Below are 17306 nucleotides of genomic sequence, written 5' to 3' on the forward strand. Positions count from 1 at the left end.
TACAGATTGTTCAGAGGTAAGTAAGCATGAGGCAATATGATGTAGTCATTGCTGGTGGTGCTATGGCTGGTGCGACGTTGGCACTGGCGATCGAACACTTATCCAAGGCGGCTCTGCGCATTGCTGTCGTCGAGCCATTTAAAGCTCAGTCGGATTCCCACCCCGGGTTTGACTCGCGCTCTATCGCCTTATCATACGGAACCGTTAATCTTCTGCGCCACTTACAGCTTTGGTCAGTCATCGAGCCTTTTGCTACGCCAATTGAACATATCCATGTTTCTGATCGTTCTCATGCAGGGATGACTGATATCACCAAGCAAGAGGTTGGGGTTGAAGCGCTGGGATATGTGGTTGAGCTTGCTGATGTCGGGCGTGTTTACCAAGAGCTACTTACAAGTAGTGTCTCGATAGATTTCTTCTGTCCCGACTCTGTTACCTACATAGAGCGAGAGCAAGATCATACTCAGGTTGAATTGAGCAGCGGAGAAAAGTTAGAAGCCAAACTGTTAGTTGCGGCTGATGGTGCCGTTTCACAGTGCTGCCAGCAAATCGGATTAGAGTTGTCTGAACATGACTTTGAGCAAGTGGCTATAATTGCTAACATCGTAACTCAGGAGCCGCATCAAGGGCGTGCGTTTGAACGTTTTACTGAAAACGGCCCCGTTGCTTTGCTGCCGATGAGTGACAACCGTATGTCGCTGGTGTGGTGTTTGCACCCGGATGAAGCTGAATCCGTTTTGGCACTCTCTGAGAGTGCATTTCTTGCACGCTTACAGCATGATTTTGGCTGGCGTTTAGGTGCTCTTAAGAAAGTAGGGCTACGTGCAAGTTACCCGCTATTGCTGCGCCATCGTAAGCAGAATATTTCACACCGTTTTGCAATTGTGGGTAATGCCGCTCAAACACTGCACCCGATCGCCGGGCAAGGCTTCAATCTGGGTATTCGTGATGTGGTGTCTCTGGCTGAAGAAGTTATTAAGCAGAGTGAAGATGTTGGGCGTTATCAAGGCTTGATGCGTTTTAGCCAGCGTCGTGAAGCAGACCGTAGCGAAACCATTTGGTTAACGAGCTCGCTCGTGCATGTTTTTTCAAATGATTTACCCGCGATGCGAATCGGGCGCAATGCCGCTTTAGCCGCGATGGATAACCTTTCTATTTTTAAGCAGCCACTTCTACGCCACACTCTTGGCTTAGTAAAACGATGATCGGTTGCAACGAATTAGCTAAAAACTAGGTAAGTAAAAGCAATGATGCAAAGTGTAGATATCGCCATCATCGGCGGAGGAATGGTTGGGTTGGCGCTTGCCGCCGCATTCAAAGACAGTGACCTGCGAATCGCTGTCATTGAAGGTAGCGTACCTGACGATAAACTGAATGAACTGCCCGATGTGCGCGTGTCTGCATTGAGTCGCTCTAGTGAAACCATATTACGTAAGCTGGGAGCCTGGCAGGGCATTGAACAGCGCAGAGCGTCGCCATACTATGGTATGGAAGTTTGGGAACAGGACAGCTTTGCCAAAATAGAGTTTGATGCCCAAAGCATGGCGCAGCCTGATCTGGGCCATATTGTTGAAAACAGAGTGATTCAACTGGCACTGCTCGAGCAAGTTGAGAAGCAAGACAACGTGACGCTGTTTATGCCTGCCCGTTGCGCTACATTGGCCGTTGGTGAGCAAGAAAGCTGGCTAACACTGGATAATGGACAAGCGATGACGGCCAAACTAGTGGTTGGTGCGGATGGTGCAAATTCTTGGCTGCGTCGTCAGATGGACATTCCTCTTACTCATTGGGATTACGGCCATAGCGCGTTGGTCGCAAATGTAAAAACTGCCGAACCGCATAACCATATCGCGCGTCAGATTTTTACTCCACATGGCCCATTGGCACTATTACCAATGTCTCAACCTAATATGTGCTCCATTGTTTGGTCGACAGAGCCAGACAGAGCTGAGCATTTACTTGCTATGGATGAACATGAATTCAATAAAGCGTTAACCAGTGAGTTTGATGCACGTCTTGGCTTGTGTGAGGTTGTAGGCGCACGCGCCGCATTTCCGCTTAAAATGCGTTATGCACGAGACTTTGTCGTCGAACGAGTAGCATTAGTGGGTGACGCTGCGCATACCATTCATCCACTTGCTGGCCAAGGTGTGAACTTGGGGCTTCTGGATGCAGCAAGTTTGGCTCAGGAAGTTCTGGCTTTATGGAATCAAGGGCAGGATATTGGTAGTAAGCGCAACCTTCGCAGTTACGAGCGCTGGCGTAAGGCGGAATCGGCTAAGATGATTGCTGCTATGCAAGGTTTCCGAGACTTATTCTCTGGTGAGAATCCGGCTAAGAAGCTGATACGTGGTATTGGTTTGAGCCTGGCTGAGCAATTACCTGGAGCGAAAGATGAGATCATGAAACGAGCGCTCGGCTTGAAAGGTGATCTGCCAGAGTTAGCACGTCAATAGATGTTTATCTGAGAACAAAAAAAGGCTGAATCATTCAGCCTTTTATTCAGTGAGTGTTAGCTAAGCATATGCGCATCGGAGTTTCATTATTTCTTTGTTGATCTCTTTTACTGCTCTGAAGTGACGTTGCTCCGCTTTCTCAGGCAGCATTAGTTTTCCGTTATCAAACTCGAATTTACCGACCCCGTAAATATAAATTCTTCCCTTAAAAAGACGACTTATATGTTTAGCAATCATACCTGGTGTATAGCGCTTAAACAGTCTCATATTTACTTTCCTTTTTTCTTACCTAGCTCAGGTTATTCTACGTTTTTCACGCGAAATTATTGTGATAGCAATACTACTAAGTGCAGGTGAGATGTAACAACTTAGAGATTTGTGCTGTCTTCAGCAAATTGACGGCTTTATGTCTCAAATTGCGTGAGGATTACCCCAAAATTCACCTAATAAGAAACGTTATTCGTTCTTTATTCTTTTATACGTGGTGCATTAAGCAATAGTTTTGTTACAGGATTAAGAATAGAAGGAAATTGAATGTTTGCTAAATGTTTCTTTTTTAACGCTCATTCCATTTTCTCTTGTTTACTTATTCTTAGAGTAATAAGGCTAAGAAAAAGTTCATACAAAAAAAAGCCCGCTTTAGCGGGCGAATAGTCACAGATGCATTACACAAAAGTGGATTGCTGACTTAACAAAGACTGTTATCGAAATCAGCGGATTCACTTTATGTCGGCTGAGTCCTGTTGAAAACTCAACCAACACAAGCATCATATACGAGTTTTCTCTTAGTGACTATTTATGTTTTAAAAATGATTAAAAATTCCCAGGCAATTTGCGCGTGATGTGATCTGTGTCACGTGTTTGGGCTGGTGTTGTAATCGATTACGCTCGTGGTCTAAATCAACGACAAATATCCGCGATGACAGGCTGACATAGCTTGACTAGGTCATCGATTGATAAAGCGATGCCTGCCATTCGATCACCACTGCTGATCGTGACTTCCCCTTCGTTTAAGAGGCTTGGGTCAAAAACGATTGGCATATGACGTTTAAGTAACAGCGGAGTCACGGTGCCAATTTTGTATCCGGTAATGCTTTCAACATCCGCTTGGTCGACACAAGTCATGCGTCGACACTGAAGGAGTGAGCGAACCTTTTTAGGGTCAATACTTCGGTCACCTGGAGCACAGGCAAGTGCATAAAGATTCCCCATATCTCTCAGCAGGATAGCTTTAACCATTTGAGAAGGGCGAATGCCACGCTGCTGCGCGGCATCTTCAATGGTGGTAGAAGGTCTTTGGTGCGGTAGCAAGCGAAACGTGATGTTTTGCTCTGCCAAAAACTGCATTAAAGGGGTTTCAATGAGTTTACTCATCATCAAGGCTGTAAGGCAGTTCGGCGATGGTCCATTCACATTCTGGCTGAGAGACTAAACGCAAACGCGTGTCGTCATCTAAGTTATTGGGTAAGACGATCAAGCCAATTGCTTGGTTATCTGCAAACTGGTAATGAGTCAGCAGAGCGCCTACTGAGCGCCAGTTCTCACCAACACTACGTTCTAGTTGGACTGGTTCATCATTGAGGTTTGTCGCTGTTGCGCCTTTCACGATGTACATCGCACGTTTATTCGTACCGCGGTATTTGGCACGTGCTACGGTTTCTTGCCCAGTGTAACAACCTTTAGTGAAGCTGATACCACCAAGTGCTTGCAGGTTGAGTGCTTGTGGAATGTGTTCATTTTGCGCCGCTGCTGGTACAAATGGTAGTGCCGCCTCAATCTCAAAACGGTTCCAAAGTTCATGTGTCGTCAGTGTGGCGTCATTGTTTTCAATCATCGATTGAGCTGCATCGCTGGTCAATAGCAGCAGCCAGCGGTTGTCTGCCACTTTGACGGCAGTGCCGCCGCTAATCGCACGTACATCGCCAGTCTCTTCGCTGATGCTATCGATAAACGAATTGGCTTGAGAGCCTGCAACGCCAAGAATAATGTCGTTGGATTCTTCGATCGTAACTTTGGAAAATACAGCGTATTTTTTAATTTCTTTTAATTCGACTTCAAGTGCTGACTTTGGTTGGATCAGTCCGTAGCCATCTTGGTGATGGAATAAACGGAAAACACTCCACACTTTGCCTTTGGCATCACAATGTGCCCCAAGTGTTGATTGGTCTTTCTCAAGAGAGACAACATCGCAGGTGACCTGGCCTTGTAAGTATGATTTTTTGTCATCACCCACCATGGTGATCACGCCTAAGTTATCCAACAGTGAGATAGAGAGCTCAGGTAAAGTATCTTGAGTTGATAGGGGTAGAGCTGAAAAGCGAGTTTGCCATTCCATGATTACAATGCCTTTTGAAGATGTTTTTCAGCTATGTTAATTCGAGAATCGTTATTTGTCAGCTTTCATTATAAGCAAGTACTCTCAAGGGGTTTGGTTCGCGTATTGTGACCCGTACACTAGTTGCGTAGCATATCCCTTGTTACACTCCGCACTTATAACAAGACATCTATGAAGGAATAATGAATGTACACTCCTGAAGAAAAGGCGCGTATTAAATGGGCTTGCCGCAGAGGTATGCTTGAGCTGGATGTGGTGATTATGCCGTTCTTTGAAGAGTGCTTTGATGCGCTGAGTGAGCAGGAACAGCATGACTTTGTTTCTTTGCTTGAGTGTGATGACCCTGATCTGTTTACTTGGATTATGGGACATGGACGTAGTGAGAACCTGAGCCACGCTTCAATGGTTGATAAAATTGTCGCCCACAACCTCAGTAAAGTTCGTTAATCTCACACTTACCGCCTCAAATACTGCCCGAGTTATTAGCTTTGTTCTTCTTTTCTCTATGACTTGGGCGGTCACCCTTTCCGATACCCCAATTGTATTATCTATTTATCTGTTATTAATGATCGCTAAGCTGCACTTTGGCCAACTTTTGGTTGCGTCTGCCAGCCAAGGTATCTGGTCTTTTCATTGTAACGGTACGGTAAGAACTGAATCAAAGCAGACTCAGATTAAGCGGATCGACTTGTCGACTCTGCCTTTTAAGATCGCTATTACGCTGCAATCTGGAGATAGTGTGACAGTATGGCGCGATAGCTGCGCCGATACACAGTACCGTCAGTTAAGTCTGGTATTGCGTCAGTGGGAAATGAAACAGGGAGCCGATGCTCCCTGTTGATATGCTGGATTAAGAACTGTCACCAATATTATTTATCAGACAGTTGCTTCGCTGGAGTTAGAATTGTTGGTCCACTGTTTTCCAACTGGTTTGGGTAATCCAGTGTGTAGTGCAAGCCACGGCTCTCTTTACGTTGCATTGCACAGCGTACCATCAGTTCAGCAACTTGAAGTAGGTTTCGCAGCTCAAGCAAGTTATTGGATACGCGGAAATTACTGTAGTACTCGTGCGTTTCTTGCTGCAGCATCTGAATGCGTCGTAGTGCACGTTCCAAACGCTTATCCGTACGCACAATGCCCATGTAGTCCCACATAAACAGACGCAATTCGTGCCAGTTATGCTGGATAATGACTTCTTCATCACTGTTGGTTACCTGGCTTTCGTCCCAGCAAGGCACTTGAGGAGCCAGTTCGACTTCAGAGCGGTGTTTCAGAATGTCTTTTGCCGCAGACCATGCGTAAACCACACACTCTAATAGCGAGTTAGACGCCATGCGGTTTGCACCGTGAAGGCCGGTGTAGCTCACTTCACCGATCGCATATAAGTTTTTAAGATCGGTACTTCCGTTTCTGTCTACGATGACACCACCACAGGTGTAGTGGGCTGCCGGAACAATCGGAATCGGCTCTTTGGTCATATCAATACCCAGATCCATCAAGCGAGAGTAGATCGTCGGGAAGTGCTTGGTAATGAAATCCGCTGGCTTATGGCTAATATCGAGATACATGCAATCAGCACCCAGACGCTTCATTTCAAAGTCGATCGCACGAGCAACAACATCACGCGGGGCTAACTCTTTACGTTCATCAAAATCCGGCATGAAACGAGAGCCATCAGGGCGGCGTAAGTAGGCGCCTTCACCACGCAGCGCTTCTGTAAGCAGGAAGTTACGTGCTTCTGGGTGGTACAAGCAGGTTGGGTGGAATTGGTTGAACTCCAAGTTTGCTACGCGGCAGCCAGCACGCCACGCAATGGCAATACCATCACCAGATGAAACGTCTGGGTTGGATGTATATTGGTACACTTTTGAAGAGCCACCTGTCGCAAGAACCACAAATTTTGCACGTACGGTTTCTACATGCTCTTCGTTGCGGTTCCAGATATAAGCGCCGATGACTTTATTTTTGTCACCACCAATTTTATCTTCCGTGATCAGGTCAAGCGCATTGTGTCGTTCAAGAACGTGAATGTTTGGATGATTGTGTGCGTTATCTTGCAGGGAAGTTTGCATCGCCATACCCGTTGCATCCGCAGCGTGCAGAATACGGCGACAACTGTGTCCGCCTTCTCGGGTTAGGTGGTAACGAGGTTCTTCGTCGGAGTCGTCTTCTTCACGATCGAATGGAACACCGCCATCAATGAGCCACTGTACACATTCTTTTGAATGCTCAGCGATAAATCTCACGGTCTCTTCATCACAGATACCATCGCCTGCGATTTGGGTGTCTTCAACGTGTGATTCAATCGTATCAGACTCATCAAACACGGCGGCGATACCACCCTGAGCGTAATAGGTCGCCCCTTCGCTACGTGGCCCTTTACTAAGTACCATTACTTTACAGTGATTTGCGACACGCAAAGCCAACGACAAACCTGCGGCTCCACTCCCTACCACTAACACATCACATTCATGTTCACGATTTGTGTTCATATAACTTTCATAATCCCAAGCTAAGACAACAACGTTATCTTGTATATTATTTGCACACCATGTGCACTTCCATTAGCGTGACATCCGTCACTAAGGGCTAAGTTGGGAGTTTCATCTAAATTACAGTTACTCTGGTGACTTGAGCCACTCTTCTTTTTAAGTATGCCCAGGTCGGAGACCTTAAATTACATACGAATGTTTTTTGAGCTTTATTTAACAACGCGTTATTCAGACAGCCAACAGCCATGCAAATGATAAGTAATAGTTTATCAATATCATTGCTTTTCCATGCTCTACCCAGCACAATTTGGACAGAGGGCGATTATTATACCCATTTCCCCTTAATTTGCTCGCCTGACAAACTTAGATTTAAGTTTAAGAAGAGTAGGGATTTGGCGCATGACATCACACTGTGAAAAAACAATGATAAAAATTTGGGAAGTCCCGGAACTTTCTCATTCACATTGCAGTCACAATAGTGCTCAAGTAAGCAGTGGTGTCAATACTACGTTTTGCAGAAATAGTACCCATATCTGAGAAGAGTAGGGGCATAACAAATAGGAGTATCCGCTCGAATGAACGAGCAGCTGACCGATCAAGTATTGATTGAGCGAGTTCAGAATGGCGATAAGCAAGCATTCAACCTGCTGGTAACGAAGTATCAGAACAAGGTATGTAATCTTATCTCCAGATACGTAAGTAATCCTGGCGATGTTCCAGATGTAGCACAAGAAGCGTTTATCAAGGCTTACCGAGCTATCCCCAGTTTTCGAGGGGAAAGTGCGTTTTATACGTGGCTGTATCGCATTGCAGTGAATACTGCGAAAAATCACATTGTGGCCCAAGGGCGAAGACCCCCAGCGACAGATGTTGATGCTGAAGATGCTGAATTTTACGAAACAGGTAGTGCACTTAAAGAAATTTCGAACCCTGAGAACTTAACGTTGTCCAAAGAACTGCAACGGGTAGTGTTCAGTGCAATCGAAGCCTTACCTGAAGATTTAAAAACAGCAATGACGTTGCGAGAGCTTGACGGCTTGAGCTATGAGGAAATTGCTGAAGTAATGGATTGCCCGGTAGGAACGGTACGCTCACGTATCTTCCGTGCTCGTGAAGCGGTGGAAAAGAAAATCAAACCTCTTTTGCAACGCTAGTACAAGTAATAACTATGGTGAAAACAATGGCTGACAAAGAAAAACTTTCAGCTCTCATGGATGGAGAATTGATCGATAAGGCTTTAATTCAAGAATTAGGGCAAGATCAAGAGAGCCGTAAAGCTTGGCAGAATTATCACCTGATTGGTGATGTGATGCGAGGCGAAGCGCCAGCAAAACCAGAGTGGAATATTGCTGAAAGCGTGGCGTTAGCGTTAGAAGATGAACCAGTGCATCGTGCTGTCGATTCACATAGTGCCAACGTGATTTCAATTACGGATGCACCTAAAGAGTCGCAACCAGAACCGCAAAAAGCCAAACGTCAGCTACCAAGTTGGTTGACTCAATTTGGACAAGTTGCCGTTGCTGCGTGTGTATCGCTAGTCGTCATCTTAGGTGTACAGCAGTACGGTGGAAGTGATTCTACGGTACCTCAAGCTGAACAGTTGCCTGTATTGCAAACCGTTCCATTCGCGGGTAGCGCAGAACCTGTGAGTTTAACTCGTGAATCCGTAGAGCGTTCTATGGGTGAAGCAAATATGCAGGAGCAACGTAAACGTGTTCATGCTATGCTGCGAGACTACGAATTACAGTTAAGAATTAACAGTGATGCATCTCAGCAAGATGCGACTCTGACTCCGGATGTTGAATGAATAAATTCCTGATCAGCGCTTGCGCTCTGTTCAGTATGATGTCTTCACAAGCCTTTGCTGGTGACAAACCAGCGGAGGCTTTATTGCATCAAATGAGCGAGGCAAGTAAGAATTTAAGCTACGAGCTCTCTTATATCCTCATCAAAAAGAACAGTATTGAACCTTTACTGTACCGCCACGCGACTCACGGTGAAGAGCAATACGCCCACCTTATTTATCTCAGCGGCCCTGTGCGTGAAGTCATTCTCCGTGGTAGTGAAGTCAGCTACATCGAAACAGGTGCAGAGCCTTTCACGATAGAATCTGGAAAAATGGTTGCACCGACCATCCCAATGCTAAATACCAACATTGATGAACTGAATCGCTATTATGACTATGTTCAGGTTGGTCGAGCTCGTGAAGCCGGTGTTGCTACTCAGGTGTTGCGTATCGTACCGAAAGATGGCTTACGCTATTCATATATCCTTTGGGTTGATGAAAAGAGCAAGCTTCCACTGCGAGCTGATCTTGTTGATCGCGATGGCGAAGTACTAGAGCAATACCGTACGATTTCATACACAGTGAATACTAAAATTGCTGAGCTAATGAGTGGCTTAGAAGATGTTCAGTTACCTGCTGTTCTTACCATGCCTAAAGGTGAGGTAAGCACCAGCGACTGGGTTGTCGGTTGGATACCAGATGGTTTTGAGGCTAATGAGCTCAATCGCTACCGTATGGCGGTCAGTGATCAAATGGTAGAAAGCCAAATGTATTCCGATGGGTTATTTAATTTCTCGGTTTATGTAGCGAGTAAAGATGAGCACTCATTGAAAGGTCAGCTTGTACGCCAAGGTCGCAGAACGCTGCACAGCTACGTAAATGGCGATTATGAAATCTCCGTCGTAGGCGATATTCCTCCTGCAACCGCGCAACGTATAGCTCAATCTGTTACATTTAAAGTAACCAATAATCAGTAAACATGAGTAACGTGCGATGATGACTGCGCTAGCGACTGTGACAGGGGTTGAGCGTCACGGTAAGCGATATGAAATTGACCTGAGCTGCGAGCAGCAAACCAGTTGCAGCAGCTGCTCGTCTCAAAAAAGTTGTGGCACTGGTGTGGTCACGAAAGCCATTGGTAACAAAAGCCTTTCCTGGCATTTACGCACAGAAAAAGCCGTGCAAGTCGGACAAGTCGTCGAAATTGGTTTCCCTGAATCCAGTTTAATTAAATCGGCGATGGCGGTGTACCTGCTGCCACTGTTTGGTCTGATACTCGGTGCACTTTTCGGCCATCTACTGTTTGCTCCTCTCATCGCAGGTGGTGAAGGCGTAATTATTCTCTCTTCAGCACTATTTGCTGCTGGTGGCGTTTGGTTAGCGAAGCGTGTATCCAAGCCACTTGAAGATGAATCGCAGCGCCAAGTTACGTTAGTTCGAGTGCTTGGAGAGCCGATCCAGTAAGCTCTGACCCCGCCCCCTTTCAGTCACTTGGGTTTATGTACTTTAAATTACGTGCGCCCGCTAACGAAATTCGGTAGAATCTGCCAACTTGATTGAAATGCCATCAGATGATGGCTTTCTTACTGTCCCTATTTTGTAAAGAGTTAGTCAGCCTAAATCTATGAAGCACATTCGTAACTTTTCGATTATCGCCCACATCGACCATGGTAAGTCGACCCTATCAGACCGTTTAATCCAAGTTTGTGGAGGATTGAGCGATCGTGAAATGGCCGCACAGGTTCTGGATTCAATGGATCTTGAACGTGAGCGTGGTATCACCATTAAATCTCAGAGTGTGACGCTAAACTACACCGCTAAAGACGGTGAAACATACCAGCTAAACTTCATCGATACTCCGGGACACGTAGACTTTGCATACGAAGTATCACGCTCTCTAGCCGCTTGTGAAGGTGCGCTATTGGTGGTTGATGCTGGCCAGGGTGTAGAAGCGCAAACGCTAGCGAACTGTTACACCGCGATCGAAATGGATCTGGAAGTTGTGCCAATCCTAAACAAGATCGATCTTCCAGCTGCAGATCCTGAACGTGTAGCAGAAGAAATTGAAGAAATCGTTGGTATCGATGCGATGGAAGCGACCCGCTGTTCTGCGAAAACAGGCTTGGGTGTTGAAGACGTACTAGAAAACATCGTATCAGCGATTCCAGCACCAGAAGGTGATCCAGACGCACCGCTACAAGCGCTGATCATCGACTCATGGTTTGATAACTACCTTGGCGTAGTATCTTTAGTGCGAATCAAAAATGGTTCACTGAAGAAGAACGACAAGATCAAAGTAATGAGCACAGGTCAATCTTGGGGTGTAGACCGTTTGGGTATCTTCACACCTAAGCAAGTGGACACTGAGGTTCTAAATACTGGCGAAGTAGGCTGGGTTGTTTGTGGTATTAAAGACATCCTTGGCGCGCCAGTAGGTGATACGCTGACACTGGCGAAAAACGGCAGTGACAAACCACTACCAGGCTTTAAGAAAGTAAAACCTCAGGTATACGCTGGTTTGTTCCCTGTATCATCGGATGATTACGAAAACTTCCGTGATGCGTTAGGTAAATTAAGCCTGAATGATGCGTCACTATTCTACGAGCCAGAAAACTCTGCAGCTTTGGGCTTTGGTTTCCGTTGTGGTTTCCTTGGCATGCTGCACATGGAAATCATCCAAGAACGTTTAGAGCGTGAATACGATCTAGACCTAATTACAACTGCGCCTACGGTAGTCTACGAAGTAGAGAAAACCGATGGTGATTTGCTGTATGTCGATAGCCCAGCGAAACTGCCTGCGGTAAACGACATCGAAGAAATCCGCGAGCCAATCGCACGTTGTAATATCCTAGTACCGTCTGAATACCTAGGTAACGTTATCACACTGTGTGTTGAAAAACGTGGTGCTCAGGTGGATATGGTTTATCACGGTAACCAAGTAGCCGTGACTTACGATATTCCAATGGCAGAAGTGGTTCTCGACTTCTTCGACCGTCTGAAATCGACTTCTCGCGGTTATGCTTCTCTGGATTACAACTTCCAGCGCTTTGAAGCGTCGAACATGGTTCGCGTAGACGTACTTCTGAACGGTGACACGGTTGACGCTCTAGCGATGATCACACACAAAGATCAGTCTCAGACTCGTGGTCGTCAGTTGGTTGAAAAGATGAAAGAGTTCATCCCTCGTCAGATGTTTGATATCGCGATTCAGGCGGCTATCGGTAACCACATCATCGCGCGTTCGACGGTTAAACAGCTACGTAAGAACGTTATCGCGAAATGTTACGGTGGTGACGTGAGCCGTAAGAAGAAACTTCTGAAGAAACAGAAAGAAGGTAAGAAGCGTATGAAGCAGATCGGTAACGTCGAACTGCCTCAAGAAGCGTTCCTGGCGATTCTTCACGTAGGTAAAGACTAGAATTGAACTTTGTTCCATTCTTGTTGGTCATAAGACGTTAGAACTTAAATCAAGTGAAAGAGTTAGCGCTCTTTCACTTTCGCATTTTTAGATAAGGGAATTTAATGGCGAATACATTCTCACTGATTCTGGTTATCGTGACCTTGGTAACTGGTGTAGTTTGGCTTTTGGAAAAACTGGTGTTTGCAAAGAAACGTCAGGCAAAAGTCGCGGAGATCGAAGCGCAAACAGCTAACGGCTTAGATGCAGTCACCCTGCAAAAAGTAGAACGCCAGCCTTGGTGGGTTGAAAACAGCGTCTCTATTTTCCCTGTGATCGCGTTTGTACTCGTATTACGTTCTTTTATCTATGAACCGTTTCAAATCCCGTCTGGCTCAATGATGCCTACTTTGCTGGTTGGGGATTTCATCCTGGTAGAAAAGTATGCCTACGGTCTGAAAGATCCCGTATGGCGCACTGAGCTGGTAGAAACAGGCAAACCAGAACGTGGCGATATCGTCGTGTTTAAATATCCTCCTCACCCTAGCATTGATTACATCAAGCGTGTGGTTGGTCTACCGGGGGATATCGTACGTTACTCAAACGACAAGCAGATTTGTATTCAAAGCAAAGGTGAATCGAGCTGTAAGCCAGTTAAACTGAGTAATGTCGAAGAGAGTCAATTTAGCTCAAATGGTATCCCGATGATCCAGTTGGATGAAAAACTGGGTAACGTTGAGCACAATATTTTGGTTAACCCAATTGTTCGCAATCATGTGGAGCAGTACTTCCCACGTAGCGGAACAACAGAATGGGTTGTACCACAAGGTCAGTACTTTGTGATGGGTGATAACCGTGACAACAGTGCAGACAGCCGTTACTGGGGCTTTGTTCCTGAAGCAAACCTAGTCGGCAAAGCTGTTGCCATTTGGATCAGCTTCGAGTTTGAGCGTGGCGCAGATAGCGTTCTACCTTCATGGATTCCAACTGGTGTGCGTTTTAACCGCATCGGTGGTATTCACTAACTTCTCGTCATATTTGAAGTCGCAGCGTTGTTGACTGCATAAATCCCCCCTAGTTACATAGTACATCTATGCTCATAGGGCTGAATTTATTTGTCGCCTAGCTGCAACTTCAACTATATAGAGAAATAAACATTAATGTCGAGAGAGTATGAATTCTCCAATTGATAAACTAGAGCGTAAGCTCGGCTACCAGTTTAAAGATGCCGAGCTTATCAACTTGGCGCTGACTCACCGCAGCGCCAACAGTAAGCATAACGAACGTCTTGAGTTTCTGGGCGATTCAATTTTAAGTTTTGTCATCGCTGATGATCTGTACCATCGTTTCCCAAAAGTGAACGAAGGTGACATGAGCCGTATGCGTGCTACTTTGGTTCGCGGACACACATTGGCGGAACTGGGTCGTGAATTCGATCTAGGAGATTATTTAAAATTAGGTCCAGGTGAATTGAAGAGTGGTGGCTTTCGCCGTGACTCTATTCTAGCCGATGCGGTGGAAGCCATTATTGGTGCAATTTACCTAGATAGTGATATTGAAGCAGTGCGTGGCATTGTACTGAGCTGGTACAAGTCTCGCCTTGAAGCCATTAAGCCTGGTGTATCACAAAAAGACCCAAAAACTCGCCTCCAAGAGTTCCTGCAAGGCAGAAGAAAACCACTGCCTGTTTACACAGTGACTAATATTAAAGGTGAAGCGCACAACCAAGAATTTACGGTTGAGTGTGAAGTCGCAGGTGTGGATAAACCTGTAATCGGTAAAGGCACCAGCCGCCGCAAGGCAGAACAGGCGGCAGCGGAAACAGCACTTGAGCAATTAACTAATGGCTGATAACGAATTCGATATCGATGCATACTTTGCATCACATGGTGAAACGAGTTCACCAGAAAACCAGCACTGCGGCTTTATCGCCATTGTTGGTCGTCCAAATGTAGGTAAATCGACCCTTTTAAACAAAATCTTGGGTCAGAAGATTTCGATTACCTCTCGCAAGCCGCAAACCACACGTCACCGTATTATGGGTGTGGACACTGACGGTGACTATCAGGCGATTTACGTCGATACACCTGGACTTCATATTGAAGAAAAGCGTGCAATCAACCGTTTGATGAACCGCGCGGCAAACTCTTCGTTGAGTGATGTGAACTTGGTGTTCTTCTTAGTCGATGGTACCCATTGGACTAAAGACGACGAGATGGTACTGACGAAGTTGCAGAAATCGAACTTCCCTGTTGTGCTGTGTGTCAATAAAGTCGACAACGTACAAGATCGCAATGAAGTGATGATGCACATGGCGGACATGTCTAAGAAAATGGACTTTGTCGACGTTGTGCCAATCTCAGCGAAGCAAGGCAAGAACATCGATGTACTGCGTAAACATGTACGCGACCACTTACCAGTAGCGACGCATCACTTCCCAGAAGAGTACGTGACAGACCGTTCACAGCGCTTTATGGCATCTGAAATTGTTCGTGAGAAGCTGATGCGTTTCACTGGTGAGGAACTTCCTTACTCAGTGACGGTTGAAATTGAACGTTTTGACTACAACCCGGAAACCGATGGCTTCCATATCAATGCACTGATTCTGGTTGAACGTAGCGGCCAGAAGAAAATGGTGATCGGTAAAGGTGGCGAGAAGATCAAAACCATCGGCCGTGAAGCTCGCCTGGATATGGAAGAGTTGTTTGGTCGTAAGGTTTATCTCGAAACTTGGGTTAAAGTGAAATCTGGTTGGGCTGACGACGAACGTGCGCTGCGCTCACTGGGTTACATCGACGATATATAAACTTGAAGCGAAGCCACTTCGCTCCAACATCGATTAGAATAAGGAGCCGCTTGGCTCCTTATTTTTTATTACTCAGTAATTAGACGATTAGGCACACCGATATAGATGAGTAACCAGTCCTCTGAAGGCTTACAACGCTGCTTTGTTTTGCACCGAAGACCTTACAGTGAATCGAGCTTGATACTTGATGTGTTCAGTGAGGAGTATGGCCGCATCACATTGATGGCCAAAGGCGCGCGTAGTAAACGTTCGAACCTAAAAGGGGCGCTACAGCCATTCACTCCACTGTTACTAAAATGGTCAGGCAAAGGGTCAATGAAAACCTTAAGACAGGCCGAACCTATCAGCCTTGGCTTACCCTTAACAGGTATTAACCTTTACTCTGCTATGTACGTTAATGAATTGATTGGACGTGTATTGATGGCAGAAGTGCCAATGCCAGCCTTGTTTCACGATTATCTGCATGCATTAACCGAACTTGCTCAGTGCGATAATCCTGAGCCAGCACTGCGACGATTTGAACTGGCCTTGCTTTCTACGATGGGGTATGGCGTCGACTTTATGCACTGTGCAGGGACAGGTGAACCTGTCGAAGCGAACATGACTTACCGTTATCGTGAGCAGAAGGGATTTATTGCTTCAGTGAGGCGAGACAACCTGACATTTTTAGGTAATGAATTGATTGCAATCAGTGAGCGGCGCTTTGTCACTAAAGAGCAGTTAAAAGCGGCAAAACGCTTTACACGTATAGCCTTAAAGCCGTATCTTGGCGGCAAACCTTTAAAAAGTCGTGAATTGTTTATTCACACACCCAGAGCACGGAGTAATGGAAAATGAGCTCAATCTATTTAGGCGTTAATATCGATCATATTGCTACTTTACGTAATGCACGTGGTACAAAATATCCGGATCCTGTTCATGCTGCTGAAATTGCAGAACGAGCGGGTGCTGATGGTATCACGATTCACTTGCGTGAAGACCGCCGACATATTTTGGACCGTGATGTACGTATTCTGCGTGAAACTATCCAGACGCGCATGAACCTAGAGATGGCTGTAACCGATGAAATGGTTGAGATTGCTCTGAAAACCAAACCTGAGTTCGTTTGTCTAGTACCGGAAAAACGTGAAGAGCTGACGACAGAAGGTGGCCTGGATGTGGTTGGTCAACTGGCTAAAGTGAAGGCGGCAACGGAGAAACTAACCGAAGCGGGTATTAAAGTTTCTCTGTTTATCGATGCAGACCGTCAACAGATTGATGCAGCAAAGCAATGTGGCGCGCCTTATATTGAACTTCACACTGGTCACTATGCTGATGCGACAACTGAGGAAGAGCAGCAAGCGGAACTGAAAAAAATTGCAGCTGGTGCAAGCTATGCTGACGATTTGGGTATCATCGTTAATGCGGGCCATGGATTGACTTACCATAACGTTGCCCCTATTGCAGCGTTGCCAGAAATCTACGAACTGAACATTGGTCACTCGATCATTGGCCGTGCTGTCTTCGATGGCTTAGAGAAAGCGGTTGCTGATATGAAAGCTGTGATGATCGAAGCTCGTAAGTAATCAGGCATACGAATGGCTATTTTAGGTTTAGGTACCGACATCGCGGAAATTGAGCGCATTGAAAAAGCGCTGGATCGCACTGGCGAGTCATTTGCTCAGCGCATTCTTTGTGAAGAAGAGATTCTTAAGTTTTCACAGCTAAAGCAAAAAGGGCGTTATCTTGCCAAACGTTTTGCAGCCAAAGAAGCGGCATCGAAAGCGCTGGGAACCGGCATTGCAAAAGGAGTGACCTTTCACGACTTTTGCGTGACTAACGATGAACTGGGGAAACCGGTAATTTCCTTGTCTGGTACGGCGCAGCAAATAGCTCAAAAATTGGGGGTGAACCATGTTCACCTTTCGATCTCTGACGAGAGACACTACGCTGTTGCGACCGTGATTTTAGAGTCCTGAATCGTCTGAATTTCTTGTAAAGAAACCAAATAGCAAAAAGCCAGAGCATCTGCTCTGGCTTTGTCGTTTTAGTCAG

General features: G+C 45.9%; 19 protein-coding genes. 15 read left to right on the forward strand and 4 right to left on the reverse strand.

Going from position 1 to position 17306, the window contains the following annotated elements; translation table 11 throughout:
- Positions 1–26 precede the first annotated feature (26 nt).
- Both ubiH and V1U08_RS21265 read left to right on the forward strand, forming a co-directional pair.
- Positions 27–1205: a 2-octaprenyl-6-methoxyphenyl hydroxylase gene (ubiH, locus tag V1U08_RS21260; protein ID WP_330471380.1), complete on the forward strand. Its 1179-nt coding sequence runs from the start codon at positions 27–29 to the stop codon at positions 1203–1205.
- Between the two features lie 42 nt (positions 1206–1247).
- On the forward strand, positions 1248–2456 hold the full coding sequence (locus tag V1U08_RS21265; RefSeq protein ID WP_330471381.1) for an FAD-dependent 2-octaprenylphenol hydroxylase: 1209 nt from the start codon (positions 1248–1250) through the stop codon (positions 2454–2456).
- 60 nt (positions 2457–2516) lie between these two features.
- On the opposite strand, the gene V1U08_RS21270 is transcribed toward V1U08_RS21265, so the two are convergent.
- The 3 genes from V1U08_RS21270 to ygfZ all read right to left on the reverse strand — a co-directional run bounded on the left by V1U08_RS21270 (position 2517) and on the right by ygfZ (position 4791).
- Entirely contained in the window at positions 2517–2723 is a 207-nt protein-coding gene (locus V1U08_RS21270; protein ID WP_014233006.1) for a DUF1107 domain-containing protein, read from the reverse strand.
- Between the two features lie 633 nt (positions 2724–3356).
- Positions 3357–3830, reverse strand: coding sequence for an aminoacyl-tRNA deacylase (locus V1U08_RS21275; protein WP_330471394.1), 474 nt, complete (start codon positions 3828–3830; stop codon positions 3357–3359).
- Positions 3823–4791, reverse strand: a complete 969-nt coding sequence (ygfZ, locus tag V1U08_RS21280) for a tRNA-modifying protein YgfZ (protein ID WP_330471382.1) — start codon at positions 4789–4791, stop codon at positions 3823–3825. Before ygfZ ends, V1U08_RS21275 begins: the two co-directional genes overlap by 8 nt.
- 186 nt (positions 4792–4977) lie before the next feature.
- On the opposite strand from ygfZ, the gene V1U08_RS21285 reads away from it, so the two are divergent.
- Together V1U08_RS21285 and V1U08_RS21290 are read left to right on the forward strand one after the other, a co-directional pair.
- The gene (locus V1U08_RS21285) at positions 4978–5238 is read left to right on the forward strand and encodes an FAD assembly factor SdhE (RefSeq protein ID WP_014233003.1); all 261 of its coding nucleotides are present in this window, start codon (positions 4978–4980) and stop codon (positions 5236–5238) included.
- Positions 5207–5632 (forward strand): protein YgfX, encoded by a 426-nt coding sequence (locus tag V1U08_RS21290; protein WP_330471383.1) that lies wholly within the window; start codon positions 5207–5209, stop codon positions 5630–5632. Before V1U08_RS21285 ends, V1U08_RS21290 begins: the two co-directional genes overlap by 32 nt.
- Before the next feature lie 28 nt (positions 5633–5660).
- Here the strand turns inward: V1U08_RS21290 and nadB are convergent, their stop codons facing one another.
- On the reverse strand, positions 5661–7283 hold the full coding sequence (gene nadB / locus V1U08_RS21295) for an L-aspartate oxidase (RefSeq protein ID WP_014233002.1): 1623 nt from the start codon (positions 7281–7283) through the stop codon (positions 5661–5663).
- A 575-nt stretch (positions 7284–7858) separates the two neighbouring features.
- Between nadB and rpoE the strand changes: the two genes are divergently transcribed.
- The 11 genes from rpoE (at position 7859) to acpS (ending at position 17230) form a co-directional block, all read left to right on the forward strand.
- On the forward strand, positions 7859–8437 hold the full coding sequence (rpoE, locus tag V1U08_RS21300) for an RNA polymerase sigma factor RpoE (protein ID WP_014233001.1): 579 nt from the start codon (positions 7859–7861) through the stop codon (positions 8435–8437).
- A 26-nt stretch (positions 8438–8463) separates the two neighbouring features.
- Positions 8464–9090 (forward strand): sigma-E factor negative regulatory protein, encoded by a 627-nt coding sequence (locus V1U08_RS21305; protein ID WP_014233000.1) that lies wholly within the window; start codon positions 8464–8466, stop codon positions 9088–9090.
- Complete coding sequence (gene rseB / locus V1U08_RS21310; protein ID WP_014232999.1) at positions 9087–10046, forward strand: sigma-E factor regulatory protein RseB; 960 nt, start codon at positions 9087–9089, stop codon at positions 10044–10046. Before V1U08_RS21305 ends, rseB begins: the two co-directional genes overlap by 4 nt.
- A 16-nt stretch (positions 10047–10062) precedes the next feature.
- Positions 10063–10533, forward strand: a complete 471-nt coding sequence (locus V1U08_RS21315; RefSeq protein ID WP_014232998.1) for a SoxR reducing system RseC family protein — start codon at positions 10063–10065, stop codon at positions 10531–10533.
- A 160-nt stretch (positions 10534–10693) separates the two neighbouring features.
- Positions 10694–12487 (forward strand): translation elongation factor 4, encoded by a 1794-nt coding sequence (gene lepA, locus V1U08_RS21320; RefSeq protein ID WP_014232997.1) that lies wholly within the window; start codon positions 10694–10696, stop codon positions 12485–12487.
- A 104-nt stretch (positions 12488–12591) separates the two neighbouring features.
- Complete coding sequence (lepB, locus tag V1U08_RS21325; protein WP_014232996.1) at positions 12592–13491, forward strand: signal peptidase I; 900 nt, start codon at positions 12592–12594, stop codon at positions 13489–13491.
- 148 nt (positions 13492–13639) lie between these two features.
- Positions 13640–14317 (forward strand): ribonuclease III, encoded by a 678-nt coding sequence (rnc, locus tag V1U08_RS21330; RefSeq protein WP_014232995.1) that lies wholly within the window; start codon positions 13640–13642, stop codon positions 14315–14317.
- A complete protein-coding gene (gene era, locus V1U08_RS21335; RefSeq protein ID WP_330471384.1) occupies positions 14310–15272 on the forward strand; it encodes a GTPase Era in 963 nt (320 codons plus the stop codon). Before rnc ends, era begins: the two co-directional genes overlap by 8 nt.
- Positions 15273–15377: 105 nt before the next feature.
- Positions 15378–16109, forward strand: coding sequence for a DNA repair protein RecO (gene recO, locus V1U08_RS21340; protein WP_014232993.1), 732 nt, complete (start codon positions 15378–15380; stop codon positions 16107–16109).
- Entirely contained in the window at positions 16106–16837 is a 732-nt protein-coding gene (pdxJ, locus tag V1U08_RS21345; RefSeq protein ID WP_014232992.1) for a pyridoxine 5'-phosphate synthase, read from the forward strand. Before recO ends, pdxJ begins: the two co-directional genes overlap by 4 nt.
- Positions 16838–16849: 12 nt before the next feature.
- A complete protein-coding gene (acpS, locus tag V1U08_RS21350; RefSeq protein WP_330471385.1) occupies positions 16850–17230 on the forward strand; it encodes a holo-ACP synthase in 381 nt (126 codons plus the stop codon).
- Positions 17231–17306: the final 76 nt, after the last annotated feature.

The sequence above is a fragment of the Vibrio sp. YYF0003 genome (assembly GCF_036350715.1).
GTDB lineage: Bacteria > Pseudomonadota > Gammaproteobacteria > Enterobacterales > Vibrionaceae > Vibrio > Vibrio natriegens.

Coding starts and splice junctions, on each gene's coding strand:
- ubiH (WP_330471380.1), top strand. CDS start 27: ATGAGGCAATATGATGTAGTCATTGCTGGTGGTGCTATGGCTGGTGCG.
- V1U08_RS21265 (WP_330471381.1), top strand. CDS start 1,248: ATGATGCAAAGTGTAGATATCGCCATCATCGGCGGAGGAATGGTTGGG.
- V1U08_RS21270 (WP_014233006.1), bottom strand. CDS start 2,723: ATGAGACTGTTTAAGCGCTATACACCAGGTATGATTGCTAAACATATA.
- V1U08_RS21275 (WP_330471394.1), bottom strand. CDS start 3,830: ATGAGTAAACTCATTGAAACCCCTTTAATGCAGTTTTTGGCAGAGCAA.
- ygfZ (WP_330471382.1), bottom strand. CDS start 4,791: ATGGAATGGCAAACTCGCTTTTCAGCTCTACCCCTATCAACTCAAGAT.
- V1U08_RS21285 (WP_014233003.1), top strand. CDS start 4,978: ATGTACACTCCTGAAGAAAAGGCGCGTATTAAATGGGCTTGCCGCAGA.
- nadB (WP_014233002.1), bottom strand. CDS start 7,283: ATGAACACAAATCGTGAACATGAATGTGATGTGTTAGTGGTAGGGAGT.
- rpoE (WP_014233001.1), top strand. CDS start 7,859: ATGAACGAGCAGCTGACCGATCAAGTATTGATTGAGCGAGTTCAGAAT.
- V1U08_RS21305 (WP_014233000.1), top strand. CDS start 8,464: ATGGCTGACAAAGAAAAACTTTCAGCTCTCATGGATGGAGAATTGATC.
- rseB (WP_014232999.1), top strand. CDS start 9,087: ATGAATAAATTCCTGATCAGCGCTTGCGCTCTGTTCAGTATGATGTCT.
- V1U08_RS21315 (WP_014232998.1), top strand. CDS start 10,063: ATGATGACTGCGCTAGCGACTGTGACAGGGGTTGAGCGTCACGGTAAG.
- lepA (WP_014232997.1), top strand. CDS start 10,694: ATGAAGCACATTCGTAACTTTTCGATTATCGCCCACATCGACCATGGT.
- lepB (WP_014232996.1), top strand. CDS start 12,592: ATGGCGAATACATTCTCACTGATTCTGGTTATCGTGACCTTGGTAACT.
- rnc (WP_014232995.1), top strand. CDS start 13,640: ATGAATTCTCCAATTGATAAACTAGAGCGTAAGCTCGGCTACCAGTTT.
- era (WP_330471384.1), top strand. CDS start 14,310: ATGGCTGATAACGAATTCGATATCGATGCATACTTTGCATCACATGGT.
- recO (WP_014232993.1), top strand. CDS start 15,378: ATGAGTAACCAGTCCTCTGAAGGCTTACAACGCTGCTTTGTTTTGCAC.
- pdxJ (WP_014232992.1), top strand. CDS start 16,106: ATGAGCTCAATCTATTTAGGCGTTAATATCGATCATATTGCTACTTTA.
- acpS (WP_330471385.1), top strand. CDS start 16,850: ATGGCTATTTTAGGTTTAGGTACCGACATCGCGGAAATTGAGCGCATT.